Below are 25,269 nucleotides of genomic sequence, written 5' to 3'. Positions count from 1 at the left end.
ACCGCCGCCTTAACGACCCTTTACGCCGCTGAAACTTGCACGTAACCTGAGTCAACCTTTGCAAGGTCTTGCAACGCTCCGCCTCCCCAAACGCCCGTTACGGGAAGGAACCGTCATGCATCGCCTCTGGAGGGCCCTGCTCGCCGCCACCCTGACGGCCGCCGGGCTCACCCTCGTCGCCCCCACCGTTCCCGCATCCGCCGGCATCGACACCCAGACGCTCGGCGGGCGCTACTCCGGCAGCAACATCAACTTCCGGGTGTACTCGTCCCGCGCCACCCGGATCGCGGTCTACGTCTACGCCGCCGCCACCGGCGCCCAGGAGAAGGCGTCCTACGTGCTGACCAAGGGCACCGGCGACGTCTGGGCGGTCACCGTCAGCACCGCCACCCTCCAGGCGGCGGGCGTCACCGGCACCGTCTACTACGGCTACCGGGCCTGGGGCCCGAACTGGCCGTACAGCGCGAGCTGGACCAAAGGCTCCAGCACCGGATTCGTGTCAGACGTGGACGCCTCCGGCAACCGGTTCAACCCGAACAAGCTGCTGCTGGACCCGTACGCCCGCGAGATGAGCCACGACACCGCACTGCCCGACGGGGTCGCCTCGGCCTACTCGTCCGGCCCGGCCAACCGCGCGGTGGACACGGGCACGATCGCGCCCAAGGGCATCGTGCTGGCCGCCGACGCCACGAGCTTCGGCACCAAGCCGACCCGGGCCTTCAAGGACGACATCGTGTACGAGGTGCACCTGCGCGGCCTCACCAGGAGCGACACGAGCATCGCGGCGGCCGAGCGCGGCACCTACAAGGCGGCCGGGCAGAAGGCGGCCTACCTGGCCTCGCTCGGCGTCACCGCGGTGGAGTTCCTGCCGCTGCAGGAGACGCAGAACGACGCCAACGACACCAACCCGAGCAGCACGACCGGCGACAACTACTGGGGTTACATGACCCTGAACTACTTCGCCCCGGACCGGCGCTACTCCTACGACAAGTCCCCCGGCGGGCCGACCCGCGAGTTCAAGGCGATGGTCAAGGCGTTCCACGACGCCGGGATCAAGGTGCTGGTCGACGTGGTCTACAACCACACGGCCGAGGGCGGCGCGATCGGCGACAAGAACACGTACCACATCTTCTCGTGGCGCGGGCTGGACAACCCGGCGTACTACTCGCTGACCAGCGACATGCAGGGCTCCATGGATCACACGGGGCTTGGGCACGACTTCAACACCCGCAACCCGGCCGCGCAGAACCTGATCGTGGACTCGGTCGCGTACTGGAAGAACACCCTCGGGGTGGACGGCTACCGGTTCGACCTGGCCTCGGTGCTGGGCAACACCTGCCAGCACGGCTGCTTCAGCTACAGCCGCACCGACGCGAACACCGCGCTGAACCGGCTCACCGCCGAGCTGCCGGCCCGCCCGGCGGCCGGCGGCAGCGGCGTGGACTGGATCGCCGAGCCGTGGGCCATCGGCACCGGCACGTACCAGGTCGGCAACTTCCCGGCGGCGTGGTCGGAGTGGAACGGCATCTACCGCGACACGCTGCGCCGTGACCAGAACAAGCTGGGCGTGGACGCGGTCACCCCGAGCGAGCTGGCCACCCGGTTCGCGGGCTCGTCGGACCTGTACGGCGACGACGGCCGCCGCCCGTGGCACTCGGTCAACTTCATGGTGGCCCACGACGGGTTCACCCAGAAGGACCTGTACTCGTGCAACGCCAAGAACAACGGGCAGGCCTGGCCGTACGGGCCGTCGGACGGCGGCAGCGACGACAACATCTCCTGGGACCAAGGCGGGGTGGCCGCCGACCAGCGCAAGGCGGCGCGCAACGCGTTCGCGTTCCTGATGCTGTCGGGTGGCACGCCGATGATGACCGGCGGCGACGAGACGCTTCGGTCGATCAACTGCAACAACAACCCGTACAACCTCGACTCCTCGGCGAACTGGCTGGACTGGTCGCTGACCACGGACGAGACCAACTTCAAGACCTACACCCAGCGGATGATCGCGTTCCGCAAGGCGCACCCGGCGCTGCGGCCGGTGAACTTCTACACCGCGTCCGACACCAACGCCAACGGCATGGGCCAGCTGGAGTGGTTCACCCCGGCCGGGGTAGCGCCGGACTCGGCGTACTGGAGCAGCGCGGGCAACCACGCGCTGGCCTGGCGGATCGACGGCTCGGAGTTCGGCGACCCGGCCGCGGCGCTCTACACGGCCTACAACGGCTGGTCGGGCGACGTGACCTTCACGCTGCCCGCCCCGCCCGCGGGCAAGCAGTGGTACCGGGTCACCGACACGGCACCCTGGGCCGAGGGCGCCGGACAGGTCGCCGCGCCCGGCAGCGAGGCGCTGATCGGCGGCGCCGGGACCGCCTACGTGCTGCGCGGCCGGGCGGTGCTGCTGCTCATCGCGAAGTAGCCGCATCGCGAGAAGGTGCTGTTCATGCTGCTAAAACGGCATGAACAGCACTTCTCTTTCCATAGCATCGGGCGTATGAGGCCCGTGGTCGCCGGCATCGTCACCGCTCTCGTGCTCTGCGCGGCGATCTATCTGGGCAGCCGCGGCCTGCACAACTTCGACTCGGCGCTGGCCCCCTACGCCATCGCCAGCGTGTTCCTGGCCTTCGGCATCGCCTACCGCTACACCGTGTGGATCTCGTCGCCGGGCGCGCGGCGGCTGTTCAAGAAGGGCTGGGGCGCGGCCCTGTCCTGGCAGAACATGCGTCGCGCGCCGACCGCGCTGCCCCGCATGATCGCCACGTACCTCGGCTTCCAGAAGTTCCTCGGGGCGCGGTCGCGCTCGCGCTGGGCGGCCCATCAGCTGATCTTCTGGGGCTGCGTGCTCGCCGCCCTGATCACGTTCCCGCTGAGCTGGGGCTGGTTCACCTTCACCTCCCCCACCGGCTCCGGGCCGCAGTACTCGATGAACCTGTGGGGGTTCAGCCTGGCGAAGTTCGACGCGCTGTCGGTCGTCGGCTGGATCGCGTTCCACGGGCTCGACCTGGCCGCCGTCCTGGTGATCGCCGGGGCGACGTACTTCCTGGTCCGGCGGATGCGCGACCGGGAGGCCGGCACCGGCCAGCGCTTCGGCTACGACCTGGTGCCGCTGCTCGCGCTGATCATCATCTCGGTGACGGGGCTGCTGCTCACCTTCTCCAGCGTCTTCCTGCACGGCGGCGGCTACCAGTTCCTGGCCGTGCTGCACATGGCCGCGGTCGTGCTGACGCTGCTCTACCTGCCCTTCGGCAAGTTCTTCCACATCGCGCAGCGCCCGGCGGCGGTCGGCATGCAGCTGTTCAAGTACACCGAGCACGGGTCGGTGCAGCCGTGCCGGGTGTGCGGCGAGCCGATCGACACCACGGCGTACGTCGAGAACCTGCGCGGCACGATGCAGGACCTGAAGCTCGGCTTCGACCAGGTCGTGCTGACCTGCCCGCGCTGCAAGCGGCTGGCGCGCGGCCAGGCGTACCGCACCGAAGTGAAGCGAGGGTTCTGACGTGACGATCCCGCTCGACCCGGACATCAGCCCGCCCGGCACCACCCGGTTCCGGGACGCGGGCGGCATCCCGGCCGACCGGTGGCGGGCGATCCGCGGCGAGGAGACGCTGGTGCCCACGCACTGCTGCTTCTGCGGCGTGCAGTGCGGCATGTACCTGCGCGTGCACGAGGGCAAGGTGTTCGGCCTCGAGCCGCGCGACCACGACATCAACCGGATGCGGCTGTGCCCGAAGGGCCTCAACGCGTACCAGCAGGTCAACCACCCGGACCGGCTGACCGCGCCGCTGCTGCGCCGCACTCGCACCGACGACCTGCGGCCGGTCTCCTGGGAGCAGGCACTGGACGTGGCCGCCGAGCAGATCCGGCGCATCCAGGCCGACCACGGCCGCGACGCGTTCGGCATGCTCGGCGGGGCCAGCCTGTTCACCGAGAAGACGTACCTGGTCGGCAAGTTCGCGCGGGTGGCGCTGCGCACCCGGCACGTGGACTACAACGGCCGGCTGTGCATGGTCAGCGCGGCCGGGGCGAACAAGCTGAGCTTCGGCATCGACCGGGCCGCCAACCCGTTCGCCGACATCCTGCTCACCGACTGCCTGCTCATCGCCGGGTCCAACGTGGGCGAGTGCTTCCCGGTGATGACCCAGTACCTGTGGGGCGCGCGGGACCGGGGCGCGAGCCTGATCGTGGTGGACCCGCGCGAGACCAGCATCGCGCGCACCGCCGACGTGCACGTCGCGCTGCGCCCCGGCACGGACGCGGCGTTCTTCGACGCGGTGCTGCACGTGGTGATCGCCGAAGGGCTGGTCGACCAGGAGTACGTCGACGCGCACACCACCGGCTGGGACGAGGTGAAGGCGGCGGTCGCCGAGTTCACCCCGGACCGGGCGGCCGAGATCTGCGGCATCCCCGCCGCGCAGGTCGTGCAGGTGGCGCGAATGTTCGCCACCGCGCCCCGGGCGATGGCCTGGCACGCCCGCGGCATCGAGCACCACACCCAGGGCGTGGAGAACTGCCTGTCGGTGATCAACCTGTGCGTGGCCACCGGCAACCTGGGCCGCCCCGGCGCCGGCTACGGCACCATCACCGGCCAGGGCAACGGCCAGGGCGGGCGCGAGCACGGCCAGAAGTCGGACATGCTGCCCGGCGGCCGCTCCATCAGCGACCCGGTGCACCGGCGGCAGGTCGCCGAGATCTGGGGCATCGACGAGGCCGACCTGCCGCTGGCGGGCACCTCGATGATGGAGATGGTGCACCAGATGCGCCGCGGCGAGATCCGCGGCCTGCTCGGCGTGTGCAACAACCCGTTCGTGTCGCTGCCCAACTACCACGTGGTCAAGGAGGGGTACGACGCGCTGGAGTTCCACGCCCAGTGCGACTTCTTCCTGTCCGAGACCGCCGCCAACGCGCACCTGGTGCTGCCGGTGACGGTGTGGGCCGAGGACGACGGGGTGATGGCCAACGCCGAGGCGCGGGTGGTCCGCCACCGCAAGGCGCAGGAGCCGCCGCCGAGCGTGCGCACCGACACCTGGGTGCTGTGCGAGCTGGCCAGGCGGCTGGGTGCCGGGGACAAGTTCGCCTTCACCGGCTCCGAGCAGGTGTTCGAGGAGCTGCGGATCGCGTCGCGGGGCACGGTCAACGACTACTACGGCATCACCTACGCCCGGCTCGACGAGACCGGCGGCATCGCCTGGCCCTGCCCTGACGTGACGCACCCGGGCACGCCGCGGCTGTTCGAGGACGGGCGCACGGCCCACGCCGACGGGAAGATCCACATGCAGGCGGTGGGCTGGCACCCGCCGGCCGACCCGTACGACGACCAGTTCCCCATGTCGCTGACCACGGGGCGCACCGTGGCGCACTTCCTGTCGGGCAACCAGACCCGGCGGCTGGGCGGGCTGGTCGAGCAGACACCCCGGCCGTGGATCGAGGTGCACCCGTCGCACGGGTTCGCCAACGGCGACCCGGTGACCGTGCACACCCGGCGCGGCTCGGCCACGTTCCCGGCGCTGGTCACCGAGGCGATCCGGCCGGACACCGTGTTCGTGCCGTACCACTGGCCGTTCCCGGTGGCCGCCAACGAGATGACCATCGACGCGCTCGACCCGCGCTCGAAGATCCCCGAGTACAAGGTGTGCGCCTGCCGGATCGAGGCCGCCGCCGAGATCACGCCGGTGCCCCCGCCGCCGATGCCGCCGGGCCGGGAGTCCTACGCCGAGGCGCAGCGCGCCCGCGCGGAGCGGCTGCCGCCCACCTCGTCACAGGGAAGGGGGACGTCACAGCCATGATGGGCCGCACCATCGTCATCGACCCCGGCCGGTGCATCGGCTGCCAGGCGTGCGTCTCGGCGTGCCGGGAGTGCGACTCGCACCGGGGCCGCTCGATGATCCACCTGGACTACCTGGACCAGGGCAACAGCGTCGCGTCCAGCCCGACCGTGTGCATGCACTGCGAGGACCCGCTCGCGCCGTGCGCGCAGGTGTGCCCGGCCGAGGCCATCCTGGTCACCCCGGACGGGGTGGTGCACGACGCGGACAAGAGCCGCTGCATCGGCTGCGGCAACTGTGTCAACGCCTGCCCGATGGGCGTACCGAAGATCGATCTGGCGGCGAAGCTCCAGTTCAAGTGCAACCTGTGCTACGACCGGACGTCGTACGGGCTGGCCCCGATGTGCGCCACGGTGTGCCCGACCGGCTCGATCTTCTACGGCACGCTCGACGAGCTGCGCAGCGAGCGGCCCGGCGTCGAGGTGGCCAGCACGTTCGACATCGACGGGACCATCCTGTCCACCGGCGTGGCCGTGGTGGTGCCCGGGGACCGCCCGCGCGACCTGCCGCTGCCCGGTGGCGCGGGCGAGCACCCGCGCGTCACGGGCAGCCCGCAACCGGCCGGTCATCTGGAGCCGAACGCCGACAACGTCCTCGGGGAGCCACTGTGAGCACGAGGAGCGCAGCGAAGCGGAGCACCGCAGGCGCGAACCACGGAGCACGGCTGTGAGCGTTGACGAGCAGGAGGTCGCGGCGCTGCGGGAGCGCATCGCGGCGGACTCGCTGACCAGCCGGCGGGACTACCTGCGGCTGGCGGTGACCATGTCGGGCGGGCTGGCGCTGGGCAGCGCGGTGACGGCCGCCGGGATCTTCCACCGGCACGGCGACGGCGCCGCCCCGCCGAAGCTGGTGACGGCGGCGCTCGCGCCGGGCGAGTCGGTCGCGTTCAGCTACCCCGGCGAGGAGGACCGGGCCGTGGCGCTGCGGATGGCCGACGGGACGCTGGTCGCGTACTCGTCGATCTGCACGCACCTGGCCTGCGCGGTGCTGTGGCGGGCCGACCGGGGCGAGCGGGGCGAGCTCTACTGCCCCTGTCACGAGGGCGTGTTCGATCCGCGCACGGGCGCGGTCACCGCCGGTCCCCCGCCCCGGCCGCTGCCACGGGTGCTGCTGGAGGAGCGCGCCGACGGCATCTACGCGGTGGGCACGCTGCGATCCGGAGAGGAAGCTTGATGACCCACGACCGCTATCCGCGCATCAGGCCCACCAGCGGGTATGCCGACCCGCGCATCCGCAGCACCGGCCCCGGGCCGGGCGCCGGGGTCGAGACCGATCCGGAGCGCTCGTCGATGCTGTCCGGGCGGCTCGCGCTGGTGCTGTCCATCGTGGTCGGCCAGCTGTGGGCGATCACGATCGGCCTCAACGCCTGGATGATGGGGCAGACCCGCACCGCGTGGTGGGCGGCGGCGTTCAGCGTCGCCTCGTTCCTGGTCGCGCTGTGGGCGTGGCGGCTGGGCGAACGGCGCGACCGGTGACCGCCCGCGGCCAGGCTCCCGTGGACACGGTGCCGCGCGGGGCGTACGTCAACCTGATCCTGGCCGCGCTCGGCTTCCTGCTCACCGCCTGGGCGTGGGGCCTGATCTCACCCTTATCGGCGGTGTACAAGCAGCAGCTGGGCCTGACCTCGCTGCAGCAGTCGATCCTGGTGGCGGTGCCGGTGCTGGTCGGCTCGCTGGGCCGGATCCCGGTCGGCGGGCTCACCGACGTGCTCGGCGCCCGCAAGGTGCTGCCCGCGATCGCGCTGCTCACGATCCTGCCGGTGCTCGCGCTGAGCGTGGCCGGCGACTCCTACCCCGCGATGCTGGCCGTCGGGTTCTTCCTGGGCCTGGGCGGCACCCCGTTCGCGGCGGCGATCCCGCACGGCAACGGCTGGTTCCCGCCCGCCAAGCGCGGCTTCGCGCTCGGCGTCATCGGGATGGGCATGGGCGGCACCGCGATCGCCGCGCTGCTCACCAAGCCGATGCGGGAGATCGGGCCGAACGCGCAGTTCTACCTGTGCGCGATCGTGCTGGCGGTCTACGGCGTGGTGGCCTGGCTGGTGCTGCGCGACCCGCCCGGCCGGACCGTGCCGAGCGAGCCGTTCAGCCACCGGTTCTCCGAGGCGGCACGGATGCCGATGACCTGGCCGCTGTCCGGCCTGTACGCGGTCACCTTCGGCGGCTACGTCTCGTTCGCCGTCTACCTGGTCACCTACCTGCAGAGCCAGTACGGCCTCGAACAGGGCGACGCCTCGCTCAAGGCGGCGGGGTTCACGCTGGTCGCGGTGGTGTTCCGGCCGCCGGGCGGCTGGCTGTCCGACCGGATCGGCGCGGCGAAGGTGCTGTGCGGCTGCCTGGCCGTGCTCGCGGTGATGGCGGCCTGGCAGGCGTTCGCGCCGCCGCTCTACCCCTGGGCGACGTTCACGTTCCTGGTGATGGCAGCGATGCTGGGCGCCGGCGCTGGCGCGGTGTTCTCGCTCGTCGCGCAGGTGGTGCCAGGGCCGAAGGTGGGCGCGGTGACCGGCATCGTCGGCGCGATGGGCGGCCTCGGCGGCTTCGTCCCGCCGCTGGTGATGGGCGCGGTGTACGGCGCCACCGGCAGCTACACCCTCGGCCTGCTCGCGCTGGCCGTGGTGGCGCTCGCCGCGCTGGCGTACTCGTGGACCCAGCGCAACCGCCGCCCGGCCGTCGCCGGGCATTGAGAGCTGCTTTCGCATTCGGGCCACATCGTGGCCGGACCGTGCCTACGATGCTCACACAAGCACGGACAAAGGCGTGTAAACCATCAGAGAGGCCTACGAGATGAGCGCGACGGACACTAGTCACGACCTCGACACCATGGGGCCGGTCGACTACCTGGTGATCGAGTTCCCGGGCAACAAGATGACCGGCGAGGGCATCCCGCTGCTGCTGGACCTGGTGGACCGGGGCATCGTGCGCATCCTCGACCTGGCGTTCATCCGCAAGGACGCAGACGGCACGATCAGCGCGATCCGGGTCGAGGACATGGACGCCGCGGGCGCCCGCGAGTTCGCGGTTTTCCAGGGGGCGTCGTCCGGGCTGCTGGGCCGCGACGACCTGCAGGAGGCGGCCAACGCGATCGAGCCCGGCAACTCGGCCGGGATCCTGATCTACGAGAACGTCTGGGCGGCGCCGCTGGCGCGGGCCTGGCGCCGCGGCGGGGCGCAGATGGTGGCCAGCGGCCGGATCCCGGTGCAGGAACTGCTGGCCGTGGCGGAGGCGGGCGCGTAACCGACGCGCCCACGGAACGGGGGAATGATCATGGGACTGATTCGTGGGGTGGCCCGGACCGCGGTGATCGCCGGTACCGCGACGGCGGTGTCCAACCGCGTCTCGCGCCGGCAGGCCGGCCGCTGGGCGGACCAGGAGCAGCAGCAGTACGACCAGCAGCAGCAGTACGCCGAGCAGTACCACCAGCAGCAGATGGCGCAGCAGCAGTACGCGCAGCAGCAACAGCAGTACGCCCAGCAGCAGCAGTACGCGCAGCAGCCGCCGGCCGCCGCGGGCGGTGACGTGATGCAGGACAAGCTGGCGCAGCTGAAGACCCTCGCCGACCTCAAGGCGCAGGGTGTGCTGACCGACGCGGAGTTCGAGCAGCAGAAGGCCGCGATCCTCGCCGGCTGAGGTACACCGCCACCCGCTTTGCTCTGCACACAAATACGCGACCGTTGCGTATTTGTGTGCAGAGCAAAGGCTCGAGAAAGCGAGCGGCCATGGCAGTCGACCAGCAGGCCGGTAAGGAAACCTCGGTCCCGTGGTACGGCCGGGCTGCCGACGACGTGGCCCGCGAGTTCGGGGTGCCGATCGAGCAGGGCCTGTCCGCCGACCAGGTGCAGCGGCGGCTGGCCGAGCACGGCCCGAACCGGCTGGCCGGGGGCAAGAAGGAGTCGGCGGTGGCCGCATTCCTGCGGCAGTACCGGGACTTCATGCAGATCGTGCTGCTGGTCGCCGCCGTGGTGAACCAGCTCGTCACGCGCGAGTGGGGCACCACGCTGGTGCTGGCCGGGCTGACCGTGTTCAACGCGGTGATCGGCCTGCGCCAGGAGGCCAAGGCCGAGGAGAGCGTGCGGGCGCTGGCCCAGATGCTCAAGACCGTGGCCCGGGTGCGCCGCGACGGCCAGGCGGTCGAGGTCGACGCCGAGCAGCTGGTGCCCGGCGACATCGTGCTGGTCGAGGCGGGCAACCGGGTGCCCGCCGACGGCCGGATCTGCGTCGCCGCCACGCTGGAGATCGAGGAGGCGGCGCTGACCGGCGAGAGCCTGCCGGTCGGCAAGAGCCCGGACCCGGTGCCGGGGCGGGACGTGCCGCTGGGCGACCGCACCTGCATGGCGTACATGAACACGTCGGTCACCCGCGGCCGGGGCGAGATGATCGTGACCGCGACCGGCATGGGCACCGAGATCGGGCACATCGCGCACCTGCTGGCCGGCACCGAGGCGGACAAGACGCCGCTGCAGAAGCAGCTGGACAGCCTCTCGAAGATCATCGCTACCATCGCCGGCATCGCACTGGCGCTGGTGGTGCTCATCGGCCTGGCCCGCGGCGAGTCGTTCAACACGCTGTTCATCACGGGTGTGGCGCTGGCCGTGGCGGCCATCCCGACCGGCCTGCCCGCCGTGGTCACCGCGCTGCTGTCCATCGGCACGCAGGAGATCGCCCGCCGCAACGCCATCGTCAAGCGGCTGCCCGCCGTGGAGACGCTCGGCTCGACGTCGGTGATCTGCTCCGACAAGACCGGCACGCTGACCCTGAACAAGATGACCGCGCGCGAGCTGGCGATCCCCGGCGAGAACCGGTTCACCGTCACCGGCGAGGGCTACCGCACCGAGGGCGAGATCAAGCACGTCGGCGGCGCCCGCCTCGACCTGGACCCGTACCTGCTGCCGATGGCGCTGTGCGCGGACGCGGTGCTGGACGGCGAGAATCTGATCGGCGACCCGACCGAGGGCGCGCTGATCGTGCTGGCCGCCAAAGGCGGGCTCGACCTGGCCGAGACGCGGCGTGCCTATCCGCGCATCGCGGAGGTGCCGTTCGACTCCGACTACAAGTTCATGGCCACGTTCCACCACATGACCAGCGACGCCGGTGCACCGGTGGTGCGCTGCTACGTCAAGGGGGCGCCGGACGTGCTCATCGCGCGGGCCGCGTCGTACCGCAAGCCGGACGGGACCGTGCTGCCGGTCACCGACGCCAACCGGCACCTGGCCACCGACGCCAACGATCGCATCGCCGCGGCCGGCGAGCGGGTCATGGTGGTCGCGCAGCGCGACTTCGACCCGGCCGCGTTCGACCCGTCCGGCGACCTGATCGGGCAGGTGCGGGACCTGACGCTGCTGGCGATGGTCGGCATCGTGGACCCGCCCCGGCCGGAGGCGAAGGCGGCCATCGCCGAGTGCCGCGAGGCGGGCATCCGGGTCCGGATGATCACCGGCGACCACGCGACCACGGCCGCGGCGATCGCCAAGGAGCTGGGCATCGAGGGCCGGGCGGTGACCGGCACGCAGTTCGCGGCGATGAGCGACGAGGAGCTGCTGGCCCGGCTGCCCGAGCTCGGGGTGATCGCGCGGGTCGCGCCGGAGGACAAGCTGCGCCTGGTGCGGCTGCTCAAGGCCAGCGGCAACGTCGTGTCGATGACCGGCGACGGCGTCAACGACGCCCCGGCGCTCAAGGCCGCCGACATCGGCGTGGCCATGGGCATCACCGGCACGGAGGTCTCCAAGGAGGCCGCCGTCATGATCCTCACCGACGACAACTTCGCCACCATCGTCAAGGCCGTCGAGTACGGCCGCGGCCTATACGACAACCTGCTCAAGTACCTGCGCTTCCAGATGTCCACGCTGGTCGCCTACATCGCGATCTTCCTGGTCGCGGGGCTGCTGGACATCGCGGCCGGTACGCCGCTCAACCCGCTGCAGATCCTGTGGCTGAACATGGTGGTGGACATCCCGATCGCCATCGCGCTCGGCTTCGACGACCCGACCAGCGGGCTCATGCGCCGCCCGCCCCGCCCGGTCGGCGCGCCGGTGCTGTCGGCCACGGACTGGGTCCGGCTGTGCGTGCTCGGCGCGGTGATGACGGTCGGGTCGCTGTGGGCGTACCAGATCGGGTTCGCCGCGGGCGGCGCGGTGGTCGGCGCGACCATGCTGCTGACCACGCTGTCGCTGTTCCACCTGGTCGCCGGGCTGCTGTCGCGGGACCAGCTGAACACGATCTTCGACCGCGACGCCATCCCGAGCGTGGCGCAGCTGCGCCGCTACGGCTTCGCACTGCTGGCGATCATCCTGGTCACCCTGCTCGACCCGCTGGCGCGCATCTTCGGCACCACCGGTCTCAGCCTGCGGCTGTGGTGCATCGCGATCGCCATCGCGCTGTCCCTGCTGGTGGTCGAGGAACTGATCAAGCTCGTGCTGCGCCGCCGGCATCACCGCGTGCCGGCCCGCCCCGAAGCGGCGACCGTGCCCGGCGGCACCGCCGCGTAGAGAGGAACCGTCCATGGCGTTCAACCTGCGCAACCGCAGCTTCCTCAAGGAGCTCGACTTCACCCCCGAGGAGCTGCGCCACCTGCTTCAGCTCTCGGCGGAGCTGAAGGCGGCCAAGCGCGGCGGCTACGAGCAGCCCCGGCTGCGCGGCAAGGAGATCGCGCTGATCTTCGAGAAGACCTCGACCCGCACCCGGACCGCGTTCGAGACCGCCGCGCACGACCAGGGCGCCCAGGTCACCTACCTGGAGCCGACCGGCTCGCAGATCGGGCACAAGGAGTCGATGAAGGACACCGCCCGGGTGCTCGGGCGCACCTTCGACGCGATCGAGTATCGCGGCTCGGCGCAGGAGCACGTGGAGACGCTCGCCGCGTACGCGGGCGTGCCCGTCTACAACGGCCTGACCGACGAGTTCCACCCGACGCAGATCCTCGCCGACATGCTCACCATGCAGGAGCACGTGGACAAGCCGCTGCACGACGTCGCGTTCTGCTATCTCGGCGACGCCCGCAACAACATGGGCAACTCGCTCATGGTCGGCGGCTGCAAGTTCGGGATGGACGTGCGGCTGTGCGCGCCGGAGCACCTGTGGCCGCGCGAGGACCTGGTCAAGACCTGCCACGAGATCGCCGCCGAGACCGGCGCCCGGCTCACCCTCACCGCCGACGTGGACGAGGGCGTACGCGGTGTCGACTACCTCTACACCGACGTGTGGGTCTCCATGGGCGAGGACAAGTCGGTGTGGGGCGAGCGCATCGAGCTGCTCAAGCCGTACCAGGTGAACGCGGACGTGCTGGCCCGCACCGGCAACCCGAAGGTCTCCTTCATGCACTGCCTGCCGGCGTTCCACAACCGGGAGACCAAGGTCGGCGAGCAGATCTACCAGGAGTACGGCCTGGACGCGCTGGAGGTCACCGACGACGTGTTCGAGTCGAAGCACTCCATCGTGTTCGACCAGGCCGAGAACCGGCTGCACACGATCAAGGCCGTGCTCGTGGCGACGCTGGGCGACTGAGATGCGCGTGGTGGTGGCGCTGGGCGGCAACGCGCTGCTGCGGCGCGGCGAGCCGATGACGGCCGAGGCGCAGCGGGGCAACGTACGGGTGGCCGCGCCGCTGCTGGCCCAGGTCGCGCAGCGGCACCAGCTCGTGCTCACGCACGGCAACGGCCCGCAGGTCGGCCTGCTCGCGCTGCAGGGCGCGGCGTACGCCGGCGCGGAGCCGTTCCCGCTGGACGTGCTCGGCGCGCAGACCGAAGGCATGATCGGGTATGTCCTCGAACAGGAGCTGGGCAACCTGCTGCCCGCCGAGGTGCCGCTGGCGACCGTGCTCACGATGATCGAGGTGGACCCGGCCGATCCGGCGTTCGGCGACCCGAGCAAGTTCGTCGGCCCCGTCTACGACCGGGCGCAGGCGCAGCGTCTCGCGGCGGAGAAGGGCTGGACCGTCAAACCCGACGGCTCGCACTGGCGCCGGGTGGTGGCCTCCCCCGAGCCGCGGCGCATCTTCGAGATCCGCCCCATCCGCTGGCTGCTCGACAAGGACGTCGTGGTGATCTGCGCCGGGGGCGGCGGCGTGCCCACCATGTTCCAGCCCGGCGAGCCGCGCACCCTCACCGGCGTCGAAGCGGTGATCGACAAGGACCTGGCCGGTGAGCTGCTGGCCCGCGAGGTCGACGCCGACCTGTTCGTGATGGCCACCGACGTGGACGGGGTGTACCTCGACTGGGGCGCCCCGCAGCAGCGGCGCATCGAGCGCGCGAGCGCCGGGCAGCTGCGCGGGCAGGGGTTCGCGGCCGGGTCGATGGGGCCGAAGGTGCAGGCGGCGGTGCGTTTCGTCGAGCGGACCGGGCGGCGGGCCGCGATCGGGAGCCTGGCCGACATCGCCGCGATCGTGGACGGCACGGCCGGGACCCAGGTCCATCCGGATGACGGCGGCGAGGCAGGGAGGTAGGCGATGGAGCGGTTCGGGGTCCACTCGGAGGTGGGCACGTTACGCAAGGTCATGGTGCACCGGCCGGAGCTGAGCCTGCGCCGGCTCACCCCCGCCAACCACGACGACCTGCTCTTCGACGACGTGCTGTGGGTCGAGCGGGCGCAGTACGAGCACGACCAGTTCGTGGCGCGGATGCGCGAGCACGGCGTCGAGGTGTTCTACCTGCAGGACCTGCTCGGCGAGGCGCTGGCGGCGAGCGACCCGGCCCGGCAGCGGGTGATCGAGCTGGCCGCCTCCGAGTACACCGTCGGGGTGTCGCTGGTCGACGCCGTACGCGACGTGCTCGACAAGCTGCCCCCGCCGGAGCTGGCCCGGCACCTGATCGGCGGCCTCACCGTGGCCGAGGCCGGGCTCGACCTCGGCCCGCTGCGGCAGTCCTCGCTGCCCGCCGCGGCGCTGGACGACGAGAGCGCGTTCGTGCTGCCGCCGCTGCCGAACAGCCTGTTCACCCGGGACTCGTCGTGCTGGATCTACGGCGGTGTCTCGGTCAACCCGATGTTCTGGCCCGCCCGGCGGCTGGAGGCGTACAACGTCGCCGCGGTGTACCGGGCCCACCCGATGTTCGCCGACGCCAGGTTCGACTACTGGTATCCCGAGCTGGGCGACGACGGCCGGTTCCAGGTGGAGGACTTCGGCCGGGCCACCCTGGAGGGCGGCGACGTGCAGCCGATCGGCAACGGCACGGTGCTCATCGGGCTCAGCGAGCGCAGCTCCGCGCGCATGATCGAGCAGGTCGCGCGGGCGCTGTTCGCCGCGGGCGCGGCCGAGCGGGTGATCGCGGTGGTGATGACCAAGGACCGCGCGCACATGCACCTGGACACCGTGCTGACGATGCTCGACCGGGACGCGGTCACCGTCTACCCGAAGGTGATCGAGCAGGTGCGCGCGATCAGCCTGCGGCCCGGCAGCTCACCCGGGCGCTTCCACGTCACGCGGGAGCGCGACCTGCTGTCGGCCATGGCCGACGCGCTGGGCGTGGGCCGGCTGCGGGTGGTGGAGACCGGCGGCGACGCCTACCAGCAGGAACGTGAGCAGTGGGACGACGGCAACAACGTGGTCGCCCTCTCCCCCGGCGTGGTCGTCGCGTACGAGCGCAACGAGCACACCAACGCCAAGATGCGCGCCTTCGGCATCGAGGTGATCACCATCGAGGGCTTCGAGCTGGGCAAGGGGCGCGGCGGCGGCCACTGCATGACGTGCCCGCTGCTGCGCGACCCCCTCTGAGCCGCGAGCGAGCCGGGAGACGCCCATGACCGACGCCCGCAGATGGCTGCTGATCGCCGTCGCGGTGCTCGCCGTGCTGGCGATGCTGCTGTTCGCGCGGGGCGTCGCGCACCACCGCGGCTGGCAGATCGGCGACCGCGCCGCCGCGACGGCGACGGGCGTCCGCGATGCCTGAGCCCACCGCTGAGCCTGGCAGCGCCTCCGCCGAGCCGGGCAGCGCCTTCGGCGACCGGCAGCCGCGGCCGCCGACGATGCTGGACGCGCTCCTGCCCGTGCTGGTCCTGATCGCGCTGCTGACCACGACCGTCGCCCTGTTCGGCATCGACGCGACCAACGGGCCGCTGCAGGTGGCGCTGCTGCTGGCCGCGGCTTTCGCGAGCCTGATCGCGTTCAAGAACGGGCACACCGTGGCGGCGGTGGCCGAGGCCGCGATCGGCGGCGTCACCTCGGCCGTCGGGGCGGTGTTCATCCTGCTCGCGGTCGGCGCGCTGATCGGCACCTGGAACATGGCCGGGACCATCCCGACCGTGGTCGACATCGGCATCCAGCTGATCAGCCCCGCCTGGTTCTTCTTCACCGCGGCGGTGGTCTGCGCGGTGGTAGGCATGGTCACCGGCAGCTCGTGGACCACGGCCGGCACCCTCGGCGTCGCGTTCGTGGCGATGGCCACCGTGATGCAGCTGCCCGTAGCCGTCGCCGCCGGTGCGGTGATCTGCGGGGCGTACTTCGGCGACAAGATGACGCCCCTGTCGGAGACCACCATCCTGGTGCCGCAGCTGGTCGGGCGCGGCCTGACAGTGAACGCGCACATCCGCAACATGATCTGGACCGCCGGGCCCGCGCTCGGTATCAGCCTGATCCTGTTCCTGATCATCGGGTTCCGCAACCGGCCCGCCGCGGAGGTCAGCACGGCCGCCGCCGAGGAGGCGCTGCGCGGCGCGTTCAACACGGGCCTGCTCAGCCTGCTGCCGCTGCTGCTGCTCATCGCGTTCGCGCTGCTGCGGTATCCGCCGTTCCTGTCCATCCTCGGCTCGGCGCTGTTCGCGGGCCTGCTCGCGCCGTTCACCCAGCCCGAGGCGGTACGCGCGTTCGTCGCCGACCCGTCGCTCGGCCCGGTCACCACGGGGATCGAGGCGCTGTTCGGCGCGATGGCGACCGGTTTCGTCAGCCACTCCGGGGCGCCGAAGGTGGACGAGCTGTTCTCCCGGGGCGGCATGGCCGGCATGCTCACCACGGTCTGGCTGATCCTGGGGGCGCTGTCGTTCGCCGCGGTCATGGAGCACGCCGGGTTCCTGCAGCGGCTGCTCGCCCCGATCGTGGCCCGGGCCCGCAGCCGCGGCACGCTGATCCTGGCCGCCAACTCCAGCGCCATCGGGCTCAACGTCATCGCCGGTGAGCAGTACGTCGCCGACGTGCTGCCGGCCCGCATGTTCCGCGACGAGTTCGCCCGGCGCGGCCTGGCCCCGGAGGTGCTGTCGCGCGCCGTGGAGGACTCCGGCACGGTCACCTCGGTGCTGGTGCCGTGGAACACCTGCGGGGCCTACATCTCCGGGGTGCTCGGCGTGCCGACCGCGGCGTACCTGCCCTACTGCTTCTTCAACCTGCTCAGCCCGGTGCTGGACGTGCTCTACGGCTTCCTGGGTTTCAAGGTCGCGACCGTGCCGCCCGAGCCGGAGACGGGAGACGTCGATGAGCGAGCACCCTGAACAGGCCGCGCCCGCGCCGAAGCGGTCCCGGTTCACGCTGCCGTCGGCGTACACCATCCTGTTCGGGCTGATCGTGGTGATGGCGGTCGCGACCTGGCTGATCCCGGCCGGGGCGTACGACAGCGACGCCGAGGGCAACCCGGTGCCGGGCACCTACCACGAGGTGCCCGCGACGCCGCAGCGCATCGTGGTCGACTCGCTGACCGCGCCGATCAACGGCCTCTACGGCATCGAGGACGAGGCCGGCACGATCAGCTACTACAACAGCGGCGTGCTGTTCGGCGCGATCGACGTGGCCCTGTTCATCATCGTCATCGGCGGCTTCCTCGGGGTCACCATGCAGACCGGCGCGATCCAGGCGGGCATCGGCCGGCTGGTCGCCCGGCTGCGGGGCCGGGAGAAGTGGATGATCCCGATCCTGATGTCGGTGTTCGCGCTGGGCGGCACCACGTTCGGCATGGCCGAGGAGAGCCTGGCCTTCTACGCCCTGGTCATCGCGGTCATGGTCGCGGCCGGGTACGACACCGTGACCGCGGCGGCGATCCTGCTGCTGGGCTGCGGCATCGGGGTGCTCGGCTCGACCATCAACCCGTTCGCCACCGGCATCGCGTCCGGCTTCGCGGGCATCCCGATCAGCGACGGCATCGGCCTGCGCATCCTGATCCTGCTGATCAGCCTGGCCGTGGGCATCTGGTTCGTGCTGCGCTACGCCGAGCGGGTGCGCCGCGACCCGGCGAAATCGCTGGTCGCGGACATGAAGGCGGACAACGACGCGCACTTCAAGCTGTCCGCCGACGACGCGACGCGGCAGCTCACCGGGCGGCACAAGGCCATCCTCGCCGTGTTCGGGCTCGCCTTCGTGGTGATGATGTACGCCGTCATCCCCTGGTCCGACCTCGGCATCCCGCTGCCCACGCTGTGGTGGTGGTTCCCCGAGATGACCGCGTCGTTCCTGTTCTTCTCCGTCCTCATCGGCCTGCTCGGCGGCATGAACGAGGGCAGGCTGACCAGCTCGTTCGTGGACGGCGGGCGCGACCTGCTCGGGGTGGCGCTGATCATCGGCATCGCCCGCGGCATCACCGTGATCATGAACAACGGCCAGATCACCGACACCGTGCTGCACTGGGCCGAGCTGGCACTGGGCGACGTGGGCGCGGCAGGCTTCGCCATCGTCATGTACACGCTGTTCCTGCCGCTGTCGTTCCTGATCCCGTCGTCGTCCGGGCTGGCCACCGTGGCGATGCCGATCATGGCGCCGCTCGCCGGGTTCCTCGGGGTGCCGCAGGACCTGGTGGTGACGGCGTACCAGAGCGCCAACGGCCTGATGAACCTGTTCATCCCGACCTCGGCGGTGGTGATGGGCGGGCTGGCCATCGCCCGCGTCCCGTACGGCCGCTATCTGCGCTGGGTCTGGCCGCTGCTGGCGATCCTGGCCGGGGTCACCGTGGTGCTGCTCGGCGTGGCCGCCGTGCTCAGCTGAGCAGTGCCCGGCGGGACGATGTTCGGCCGCACGGGTCAGTTCCGCTCGGACGCGGGCACCCGGGTGCGGGGGTCGGTCCAGCGCTCGGCGATGGGCACCGCCGACAGCCCGTGCGCGAGCACGCTGAGCAGCACCGTGGCCATGACGAGCGCGGCGACCAGGGCTGCGGCCGCGCCGGTGAGCTGCTGCAACGCGATCAGCGCGAAGATCACGCTGGGCAGGCCGCGTGGCCCGAGCCAGGACAGCAGCAGCACCTCGCGCTTGAACCGGCGCAGGCCGATCAGGCTCGCCGCGACCGGCAGCATCCGGACCAGGGTCAGGCTGAGCACGGCGTACAGCACGATCCGCCAGTCGAGCACGTCGCCGATGACCTGCGGGATGAGGGAGCCGAACAGGAACCACACCCCGGCCGCCAGCAGCCCGACCACGTCGTGCGCGGTCTGCAGGTGCGCTTCGGGCAGGTCCTGGTCCACCGCGCGTACGGCCATGCCCGCCACGAACCCGGCCACGATGCCGTTGCCGTGCACCGCGTGCGCGGCCTCGAACGCGAGCAGCGCGATCGCCAGGTACGCCAGCCGCTCGGCGCGGGCCGTGCTCCAGCCGCGCTTGCGGGCCGCCCGCAGCACCCGGGCCGCCGCCCCGCCGACGAGCACGCCCACTACCAGGGCGAACGCGATCTCGCGGACCGTCTGCACCAGCACCTGGCCCGCCTGCCGGTCGTGGTCGGCGGCGACGGCCGCGGCGAGGAACGCCAGCACCAGCGGCGCGGCCAGGCCGTCGTTCAGGCCGCTCTCCACGGTGACGGCGGTGCGCAGGTCGTGCGGGATGCGACGGTCGTGCACCAGCACCGCGGCCAGGCTGGAGTCGGTGGCCGCCAGCGCCGCCGCCACCAGTGCGAGCACCCACGCGCCCGCGAGCGGGAACAGCGCGACGCCGAGCAGGAACCCCGCGGCCACGGTCAGCGGGAGCGCGATCAGGATCAGGCGCAGCGGCAGGTGACCTGCCTCGCGCAGGCGGCGCAGGCTGATCTCGGTGGCGTCGGTGAACAGCACCAGCGCAAGCGTCGCCTGCAGCAGGTGCTGCATGGCGGGGGACGCCAGGTCGAGGCGGACCGCCGGCTCGTCGCCGACGGCGAGCAGCAGCCCGGCCAGCAGCAGCGCGACGGGAACGGTGACGCTGTAGCGCGCCGCGCGGGCCGAGACGGTCGCCCAGGCGATCAGCACGATCGCGAGGCTGATCAGGCCGTACACGGCCGATGCCCGGTCTTGCTGTCCGAAATATCCCGCGAAGGCACGACATCATTGTGTCATCGCCGAGCGGTGCCGCCGGGCCGTCCGGCGTCAGGGGCCGAGCTTGCGGCTGCCCGTCTGGCCGTCGAGGTTCCAGCGCAGGTCCAGGCGGCATCCCGGGGCGGACTGGAACTGCGCCACGCCCTGCAGGTGCCCCCCGGCGAAGAACTGCTGCTCCGGCGTCAGCTCCACCTGCGGCGGTTTCAGGTCGGCACCGACCCGCGTGCGACCCAGCGGCACCGGCGCGTGCGTGGACAGGAACAGCGCCACCAGGTCCGCCATCGCGCCGCCGACCAGCGGGCACGGGCCGCGCAGGTCGGTGCCCGCATCCTGCGCGCGCAGATAGTCGAAGTGCTCACCCTGGTACACCGCGGCATACCGGGGCTGGGGCAGGCCGTCCCACACGTTCGCCGGCGGGCCAAGGTCCTCCAGGAACAGGCCGCCGCCGTTGCCCTCCGCCCAGGCGAAGAACGTCGGGCGGCCGATCCCGGTGAGCACGGCGCTGCGATCGGTCAGCTCGCCGTACGGAGCGCCGAGGCTGACGAACGCGGCGAAGGCGGGGTTGGCCGCCATGACCCGGGCGCCCAGCAGGCCGCCGTACGAGTGCCCGACCACGGCGGTGGACTCCGGGCGGGCGTCCACCCAGCGCCGGTGCTCCCAGCTGTCGCGCACCCAGGCGAGGTCGGCGCCCGCCGCGGCGATCGCCGGATCGGCGCCGTTCTGCGCGAGCTGTGCCGGATGGCTGGGCACCACGACGACGTACCCACAGCGTGCCAGCACCGCCGCGAACCGCTCCCAGCGCGCGTGGTAGCCCGTGAGCGACACGCCCCGCGGCGGCTGGCCGTGCAGCAGCAGCACCATGGGCCAGCGGGTCAGGCAGAGCTTGAGCATGGGCGCATTCGCGGTCGCGCCGTCGTAGCTCGGGTAGTAGATCCGCAGGTCGCGGGGCGTGCCGTGAGCCGCTGCGGTCAGGTCGTGCACGCCCCAGAACACGGGGCGGCCGATGTCCGGGTTCCAGGTGACGCCGCCGGACTCGGCCGGATCCTCGGGGCAGCTGTCAGCGGCCGCCTCGATGGCCTCCTTGCAGCCCGGCAGCAGGGTGAGCGCCGCCAGGCCGCCCAGCCCGGCGAGCAGCCGGCGCCTGGTCGGACCCGCTCCCGATGTCGTCATCGGTCGAGCATGCGGCCTGCGGCACGTTCGGACTGTGCGGTGGCCGACTGCCGCCGGTACACGTTCCCGACAGTCCCGGCGCGCCGGTCGCCCGGGAGGGTGACGTCCGGCGGATCCGGCGGATCCGGCGGTCAGTTCGCCGGGTCGGGGACCGCGAGCTCGGCGGGGTGGGGCAGCTCGTGGCCGACGGGCACGACGACCACGGGGCAGCTGGCCTTGCCGATGCACTCCTCGCTGACCGAGCCGAGCACGGTGTGCATCAGCCGGCTCGTACCGTGACTGCCCAGCACCAGCAGGTCGGCGTCGGCCGCGGCGGCGGCGAGCACGTCGGCGGCCCGGCCCTCGACCACCTCACCGGCGATGCTCACGCCCTCCCGCTGGAACGGCGGCAGCGCGCCCAGCTCGCGGTCCAGCATCGCCGTCGCGTCCTCGCGGGCGGCCGAGCCGATGACGTCGTCGTCGACCTCGTCCCAGCGCCACGCGGCGACGGCCTGCACGGTGCCGCCGCGTCCGGCCGCCTCGTGCACCGCCCAGCGCAGCGCCCGCCGGCCGCCCTCGGAACCGTCCACGCCGACCACGATCCGGAAGTTCGCCATGAACCGCCCCCTACCCTCGGCACGCCGCCGCTAACGCGACCGGTCGTGTCAATGCGTGAGCCGTACGTTCTGCCCGGTCGCCCGCTGGATGTCGCTCGCGGCGGTGACCAGCATCCGGTGCCCGAGGTCGGACAGCGCGCGGGCGACCGCCAGCTCGTCGCCGATCTCGGGGACGTCGGTGTCCTCGGGGTTCAGCTTGGCCCGGCCCACGCCGATCAGGCGGTCGCCGATGTCGTCGTCGAGCATGCGTGCCTCGGCGTAGGTGCGTCCCTCGTCCTCCCCGACGAAGATCTCCACGTTCCAGCGCTTCATCGAACTCATCGCGGGTGCCTCCCCTCCAGGATGTGCGCCGAACCCTCCAGCAGCGCCACGACCTCCTCGTCCGAGGTCTGCCGGAAGTCGTCGTAGTGCTCGCCCACGGCCATGAAGAACCGCGGCGTGTCGACGCAGACCACCTGGTCGGCGACGGCGCGCATGTCCTCGGCGGTGTCGGCCGCGGCCACCGGGACGGCCAGCACCACGTGCGCCGCGCCCCGGGCCCGCGCCACCTGGCAGGCGGCCCGCGCGGTGGCGCCGGTGGCGATGCCGTCGTCGACCACGACCACGGTGCGCTCGGCCAGCGCCTCGGCGTCGCGGCCGTGGCGGTAGCGCTGCACCCGGCGGTCCAGCTCGGCCCGCTCGGCCTGCTCGACCCGGTCGAGGGCCGCCGCGGAGACACCCGCGGCCTCGATCACGGTCGGGTTGAGCACGCGTACGCCGTCCTCGCCCACCGCGCCCATGGCGACCTCGGGCTGGTACGGCACGCCGAGCTTGCGCACCACGAGCACGTCGAGCGGGGCGCGCAGGGCACGGGCCACCTCGGCGGCGACGACCACGCCGCCCCGGGGCAACCCGAGCACCACCACGTCGGCGTCGTGGAGGAAGGTCAGCATCTGCGCCAGCCGGTGGCCGGCGTCGCTGCGGTTGCGGAACATGGCACCAACTCCCTCCCCCACCATGTTCGTCCCGCAAGAGGCCCCGTGACCAGGACTTCGCCGATCAGGCCGGTATCTCGGGATGCTCCTTGCGGTATGCCGCGACGACCGTGGGCAGGGTGTGGAACAGGTGGTCCCGCCCGACCGCGTCGGCCAGGCCGAATGACACCATTTCGTCCATGAGTTCCTGTTTGACGTGGGCCATGCCGAAGACGATGCCGCGCTGGGTCAGCTCGCTGCGCAGCTCCTCGACCGCCTCCATGGCGGTGTAGTCGACCTCGACGATCGCCTCGGCGTTGAGCACGAACCACTTCACCTCCGGCGCCTCGCTGACCGCGGCCAGCGCCCGCCGCCGCAGGTCCTGCGCGTTGGCGAAGAACAGCGGCGAGTCGTACCGGTAGATCATCAGACCCGGCACGGTCCGCGCCTGCGGGTAGTCGTCCACGTCGTGCATCCCGGCCACCCCGGGCACGATGCCCAGCACCGCGTCGTGCGGGCGGGCCACCCGGGCCAGCATCTCGGCCACCGACAGCGCCACCGCGGCGAGCACGCCGTAGAGGATGTCGAAGACCAGCACGCCCGCGCAGGCGGCCAGCGCCAGCAGCAGCTCGCTGCGCCGGAACGCGGCCAGCCGCCGGAAGCCGGGCAGGTCGATCAGGCGCAGCGCCGCGTACACGATGATCGCGCCCAGCGCCGCGCTGGGGAACGCCGACAGCAGCGGCCCGGCGAACAGCAGCGTGCACACGACCAGCACCAGCGCGCTCAGGGAGTAGACCTGGCTGCGCGCGCCCGCCGCGTCGGCCAGCGCGGTGCGGCTGCCGCTGCTGCTCACCGGGAAGCCGCGCAGCAGGCCCGAGCCGAGGTTGGCCACGCCGAGGGCGAACAGCTCCTGGTCGGCGTCGACCTCCTGGCGGTGGCGGGCGGCGAAGGCGCGGGCGGTGAGCATGTTGTCGGTGTACCCGACCAGCATCACGCCGACGGCGGGCAGCAGCAGGTCCTGGAAGTCCGACAGGTCCGGCAGCGCGAACGGCGGCAGCCCTGACGGCACCGCCCCGACCGTGTCGATGCCGTAGTCCTGCAGCCCGAACACCGCGGTGGCGGCCGTGGCCAGCAGCACCGCCAGCAGCGGGCCGGGCAGCTTGGGCCACTGCCGCTGCACCAGGTAGAGGAACGCCAGCACCAGCGCGGCGAGCACGACGGTGGCCAGGTGCGCCTGGCCCATGCCCTTGACGAACGACCACACCTCACCCAGCAGCGTGCCGCCCTCGACGGGGATGCCGGTGAGCCGCTCCAGCTGACCGATGATCATGATTACGGCGACGCCCGCCATGTAACCGACCAGGATCGGCTTGGACAGCAGGTCGGCCACGAACCCGAGCCGCACCGCCCAGGAGACCAGGCACAGCAGGCCGACGATGACGGCGAGTCCGGCGGCCAGCGCCGCGTACCGGCCGGGATCACCCGCCGCCAGCGGCGCGATCACGGTGGCCGTCATCAGCGCGGTGGTGGACTCCGGCCCGACCGACAGCTGCCGCGACGAGCCGAGCAGCGCGTAGAGCGCCAGCGCGGGCAGCGCCGCCCACAGCCCGGCGACAGGCGGCAGCCCCGCCAGGCCCGCGTACGCCATCACCTGCGGGATCAGGTACGCCGCGACGGTCGCCCCCGCCAGCACGTCCCCGCGCAGCCAGCCCCGCTCGTACCCGCGCAACGTCACCACCCCGGGCGCACCCGGGATCCACCGTGGTCTCTCAGCCATGCCCACTTCTACCTCATGCCGCCCCACCCCGAAACCCCCGAAAGGAAGGGCACCTTGTTATCGCTTTCCGTAGTAGAAGGTGCCCTTCCTAACCCTGTCGGGCAGGTGGGCTACGGTCTGGCCGTGAGTGGACGGTCGTACATGGTCGCGGCACGGATCCCGATGTCGCGCACCGGCTTCGAGGGCTGGCTCAGCACCCCGCTGCCGGGTGTCGAGGCCGTCGAGAACCCCGACGCGATGTGGCGTGGCTGGGGCAACGACGGCGCCGCCGCCGACTGGGCGCTCGGCCAGCTTGCGGCCTACCCGGCGGTCGCGGCCGGCATCCTGGCCGCGCGGGCGGGCACACCCCTGGACCGGCTCGCCGAGCGCGCGGCGGGCGGGATGACGCTGGCCCGGCACCGGGACGGCGCGCTGGAGGTGTACCTGTACGACTACCACGGCGACTCCTACGGCACCCAGACGGACCTGCTGATGCTCGCCGGGGCGGGCCGGTTCGCCGACGCAGGCGCCGAGTCCGCGGTCCTGCACTGGGGTGGCCACGTCTACCCCGACCTGCCGCTCAGCGGGGATCAGCCGCTCGCGGTGCTGCTGGTCGGCTCCGCGGCTGCCCGCTTCGCGTACCCTCACCCGGTCCCCGCGCTGATCGAGCACCTGCGCCCGGTCGAGGCGGATTTCCTCGCCGCCGTGGCCGCCTGCGACGACGGTGCCGAGTGGGACCCGGCCGGCCTGGTCGACCCGGCGATCCTGGCCCGCAGCGCTGCGCAGGGGCCGCGTTAAGAAGGT

23 protein-coding genes are annotated in these 25,269 nt (G+C 71.9%); 17 read left to right on the top strand and 6 right to left on the bottom strand.

Going from position 1 to position 25,269, the window contains the following annotated elements; translation table 11 throughout:
- The first annotated feature begins 115 nt into the window (after positions 1-115).
- The 16 genes from Cba03nite_RS07575 (at position 116) to Cba03nite_RS07500 (ending at position 18,701) form a co-directional block, all read left to right on the top strand.
- Positions 116-2,416, top strand: coding sequence for a glycogen debranching protein (locus Cba03nite_RS07575; protein WP_203743491.1), 2,301 nt, complete (start codon positions 116-118; stop codon positions 2,414-2,416).
- 75 nt (positions 2,417-2,491) lie between these two features.
- The gene (locus tag Cba03nite_RS07570) at positions 2,492-3,493 is read left to right on the top strand and encodes a hypothetical protein (RefSeq protein WP_239125547.1); all 1,002 of its coding nucleotides are present in this window, start codon (positions 2,492-2,494) and stop codon (positions 3,491-3,493) included.
- A 1-nt stretch (position 3,494) separates the two neighbouring features.
- On the top strand, positions 3,495-5,780 hold the full coding sequence (locus tag Cba03nite_RS07565; RefSeq protein WP_203743489.1) for a molybdopterin oxidoreductase family protein: 2,286 nt from the start codon (positions 3,495-3,497) through the stop codon (positions 5,778-5,780).
- The gene (locus Cba03nite_RS07560; RefSeq protein ID WP_203743487.1) at positions 5,777-6,430 is read left to right on the top strand and encodes a 4Fe-4S dicluster domain-containing protein; all 654 of its coding nucleotides are present in this window, start codon (positions 5,777-5,779) and stop codon (positions 6,428-6,430) included. The genes Cba03nite_RS07565 and Cba03nite_RS07560 overlap by 4 nt, the downstream gene beginning before the upstream one ends.
- A gap of 55 nt (positions 6,431-6,485) precedes the next feature.
- Positions 6,486-6,992: a QcrA and Rieske domain-containing protein gene (locus Cba03nite_RS07555; protein WP_239125546.1), complete on the top strand. Its 507-nt coding sequence runs from the start codon at positions 6,486-6,488 to the stop codon at positions 6,990-6,992.
- Complete coding sequence (locus Cba03nite_RS07550) at positions 6,992-7,294, top strand: DUF6755 family protein (protein ID WP_203743485.1); 303 nt, start codon at positions 6,992-6,994, stop codon at positions 7,292-7,294. Before Cba03nite_RS07555 ends, Cba03nite_RS07550 begins: the two co-directional genes overlap by 1 nt.
- Positions 7,291-8,499, top strand: a complete 1,209-nt coding sequence (locus tag Cba03nite_RS07545; RefSeq protein ID WP_239125545.1) for a nitrate/nitrite transporter — start codon at positions 7,291-7,293, stop codon at positions 8,497-8,499. Before Cba03nite_RS07550 ends, Cba03nite_RS07545 begins: the two co-directional genes overlap by 4 nt.
- A gap of 100 nt (positions 8,500-8,599) precedes the next feature.
- On the top strand, positions 8,600-9,049 hold the full coding sequence (locus Cba03nite_RS07540; protein ID WP_203743483.1) for a DUF6325 family protein: 450 nt from the start codon (positions 8,600-8,602) through the stop codon (positions 9,047-9,049).
- Between the two features lie 30 nt (positions 9,050-9,079).
- Complete coding sequence (locus tag Cba03nite_RS07535; protein ID WP_203743481.1) at positions 9,080-9,442, top strand: SHOCT domain-containing protein; 363 nt, start codon at positions 9,080-9,082, stop codon at positions 9,440-9,442.
- A gap of 89 nt (positions 9,443-9,531) precedes the next feature.
- Positions 9,532-12,297, top strand: coding sequence for a cation-translocating P-type ATPase (locus tag Cba03nite_RS07530; protein ID WP_203743479.1), 2,766 nt, complete (start codon positions 9,532-9,534; stop codon positions 12,295-12,297).
- Positions 12,298-12,310: 13 nt separating this feature from the next.
- Complete coding sequence (gene argF, locus Cba03nite_RS07525; protein WP_203743477.1) at positions 12,311-13,312, top strand: ornithine carbamoyltransferase; 1,002 nt, start codon at positions 12,311-12,313, stop codon at positions 13,310-13,312.
- Position 13,313: 1 nt separating this feature from the next.
- Positions 13,314-14,249 carry a carbamate kinase gene (arcC, locus tag Cba03nite_RS07520; protein WP_203743475.1) on the top strand — a complete coding sequence of 312 codons (936 nt, stop codon included), beginning with the start codon at positions 13,314-13,316 and terminating at the stop codon, positions 14,247-14,249.
- Positions 14,250-14,252: 3 nt separating this feature from the next.
- Positions 14,253-15,515 carry an arginine deiminase gene (locus Cba03nite_RS07515; RefSeq protein WP_203743473.1) on the top strand — a complete coding sequence of 421 codons (1,263 nt, stop codon included), beginning with the start codon at positions 14,253-14,255 and terminating at the stop codon, positions 15,513-15,515.
- Between the two features lie 25 nt (positions 15,516-15,540).
- Entirely contained in the window at positions 15,541-15,690 is a 150-nt protein-coding gene (locus tag Cba03nite_RS07510; protein ID WP_203743471.1) for a hypothetical protein, read from the top strand.
- Complete coding sequence (locus Cba03nite_RS07505; protein ID WP_239125544.1) at positions 15,683-17,221, top strand: Na+/H+ antiporter NhaC family protein; 1,539 nt, start codon at positions 15,683-15,685, stop codon at positions 17,219-17,221. Before Cba03nite_RS07510 ends, Cba03nite_RS07505 begins: the two co-directional genes overlap by 8 nt.
- On the top strand, positions 17,205-18,701 hold the full coding sequence (locus Cba03nite_RS07500) for a YfcC family protein (protein ID WP_203743469.1): 1,497 nt from the start codon (positions 17,205-17,207) through the stop codon (positions 18,699-18,701). The genes Cba03nite_RS07505 and Cba03nite_RS07500 overlap by 17 nt, the downstream gene beginning before the upstream one ends.
- A gap of 35 nt (positions 18,702-18,736) precedes the next feature.
- Here Cba03nite_RS07500 and Cba03nite_RS07495 read toward each other — a convergent pair whose 3' ends face one another.
- From Cba03nite_RS07495 to Cba03nite_RS07470, 6 genes are all read right to left on the bottom strand, one after another.
- Positions 18,737-19,951: a cation:proton antiporter domain-containing protein gene (locus Cba03nite_RS07495; RefSeq protein WP_203743467.1), complete on the bottom strand. Its 1,215-nt coding sequence runs from the start codon at positions 19,949-19,951 to the stop codon at positions 18,737-18,739.
- A 90-nt stretch (positions 19,952-20,041) separates the two neighbouring features.
- Positions 20,042-21,160 (bottom strand): alpha/beta hydrolase, encoded by a 1,119-nt coding sequence (locus Cba03nite_RS07490; RefSeq protein ID WP_203743465.1) that lies wholly within the window; start codon positions 21,158-21,160, stop codon positions 20,042-20,044.
- A gap of 131 nt (positions 21,161-21,291) precedes the next feature.
- A complete protein-coding gene (locus tag Cba03nite_RS07485; RefSeq protein WP_203743463.1) occupies positions 21,292-21,756 on the bottom strand; it encodes a universal stress protein in 465 nt (154 codons plus the stop codon).
- Positions 21,757-21,804: 48 nt separating this feature from the next.
- Positions 21,805-22,077 (bottom strand): DUF1876 domain-containing protein, encoded by a 273-nt coding sequence (locus Cba03nite_RS07480; RefSeq protein ID WP_203743461.1) that lies wholly within the window; start codon positions 22,075-22,077, stop codon positions 21,805-21,807.
- Entirely contained in the window at positions 22,074-22,730 is a 657-nt protein-coding gene (locus tag Cba03nite_RS07475) for a phosphoribosyltransferase (protein ID WP_203743459.1), read from the bottom strand. Before Cba03nite_RS07475 ends, Cba03nite_RS07480 begins: the two co-directional genes overlap by 4 nt.
- A gap of 64 nt (positions 22,731-22,794) precedes the next feature.
- Positions 22,795-24,486, bottom strand: coding sequence for a SulP family inorganic anion transporter (locus tag Cba03nite_RS07470; RefSeq protein ID WP_203743457.1), 1,692 nt, complete (start codon positions 24,484-24,486; stop codon positions 22,795-22,797).
- A gap of 123 nt (positions 24,487-24,609) precedes the next feature.
- On the opposite strand from Cba03nite_RS07470, the gene Cba03nite_RS07465 reads away from it, so the two are divergent.
- The gene (locus Cba03nite_RS07465) at positions 24,610-25,263 is read left to right on the top strand and encodes a hypothetical protein (RefSeq protein ID WP_203743455.1); all 654 of its coding nucleotides are present in this window, start codon (positions 24,610-24,612) and stop codon (positions 25,261-25,263) included.
- The last annotated feature ends 6 nt before the right edge of the window (positions 25,264-25,269 follow it).

Origin of the sequence: Catellatospora bangladeshensis, assembly GCF_016862575.1 — a bacterium.
In the GTDB taxonomy this organism is placed as follows: domain Bacteria; phylum Actinomycetota; class Actinomycetes; order Mycobacteriales; family Micromonosporaceae; genus Catellatospora; species Catellatospora bangladeshensis.
This window is presented reverse-complemented; position numbering and strand designations above follow the sequence as displayed.

What these genes read in the sequence shown, in the direction of transcription:
- Cba03nite_RS07490 (WP_203743465.1), bottom strand. Translation starts at nt 21,160, where the DNA reads ATGACGACATCGGGAGCGGGTCCGACCAGGCGCCGGCTGCTCGCCGGG.
- Cba03nite_RS07535 (WP_203743481.1), top strand. Translation starts at nt 9,080, where the DNA reads ATGGGACTGATTCGTGGGGTGGCCCGGACCGCGGTGATCGCCGGTACC.
- Cba03nite_RS07510 (WP_203743471.1), top strand. Translation starts at nt 15,541, where the DNA reads ATGACCGACGCCCGCAGATGGCTGCTGATCGCCGTCGCGGTGCTCGCC.
- Cba03nite_RS07505 (WP_239125544.1), top strand. Translation starts at nt 15,683, where the DNA reads ATGCCTGAGCCCACCGCTGAGCCTGGCAGCGCCTCCGCCGAGCCGGGC.
- Cba03nite_RS07475 (WP_203743459.1), bottom strand. Translation starts at nt 22,730, where the DNA reads ATGTTCCGCAACCGCAGCGACGCCGGCCACCGGCTGGCGCAGATGCTG.
- Cba03nite_RS07540 (WP_203743483.1), top strand. Translation starts at nt 8,600, where the DNA reads ATGAGCGCGACGGACACTAGTCACGACCTCGACACCATGGGGCCGGTC.
- Cba03nite_RS07575 (WP_203743491.1), top strand. Translation starts at nt 116, where the DNA reads ATGCATCGCCTCTGGAGGGCCCTGCTCGCCGCCACCCTGACGGCCGCC.
- Cba03nite_RS07530 (WP_203743479.1), top strand. Translation starts at nt 9,532, where the DNA reads ATGGCAGTCGACCAGCAGGCCGGTAAGGAAACCTCGGTCCCGTGGTAC.
- Cba03nite_RS07570 (WP_239125547.1), top strand. Translation starts at nt 2,492, where the DNA reads ATGAGGCCCGTGGTCGCCGGCATCGTCACCGCTCTCGTGCTCTGCGCG.
- Cba03nite_RS07515 (WP_203743473.1), top strand. Translation starts at nt 14,253, where the DNA reads ATGGAGCGGTTCGGGGTCCACTCGGAGGTGGGCACGTTACGCAAGGTC.
- argF (WP_203743477.1), top strand. Translation starts at nt 12,311, where the DNA reads ATGGCGTTCAACCTGCGCAACCGCAGCTTCCTCAAGGAGCTCGACTTC.
- Cba03nite_RS07470 (WP_203743457.1), bottom strand. Translation starts at nt 24,486, where the DNA reads ATGGCTGAGAGACCACGGTGGATCCCGGGTGCGCCCGGGGTGGTGACG.
- Cba03nite_RS07560 (WP_203743487.1), top strand. Translation starts at nt 5,777, where the DNA reads ATGATGGGCCGCACCATCGTCATCGACCCCGGCCGGTGCATCGGCTGC.
- Cba03nite_RS07485 (WP_203743463.1), bottom strand. Translation starts at nt 21,756, where the DNA reads ATGGCGAACTTCCGGATCGTGGTCGGCGTGGACGGTTCCGAGGGCGGC.
- Cba03nite_RS07480 (WP_203743461.1), bottom strand. Translation starts at nt 22,077, where the DNA reads ATGAGTTCGATGAAGCGCTGGAACGTGGAGATCTTCGTCGGGGAGGAC.
- arcC (WP_203743475.1), top strand. Translation starts at nt 13,314, where the DNA reads ATGCGCGTGGTGGTGGCGCTGGGCGGCAACGCGCTGCTGCGGCGCGGC.
- Cba03nite_RS07500 (WP_203743469.1), top strand. Translation starts at nt 17,205, where the DNA reads ATGAGCGAGCACCCTGAACAGGCCGCGCCCGCGCCGAAGCGGTCCCGG.
- Cba03nite_RS07550 (WP_203743485.1), top strand. Translation starts at nt 6,992, where the DNA reads ATGACCCACGACCGCTATCCGCGCATCAGGCCCACCAGCGGGTATGCC.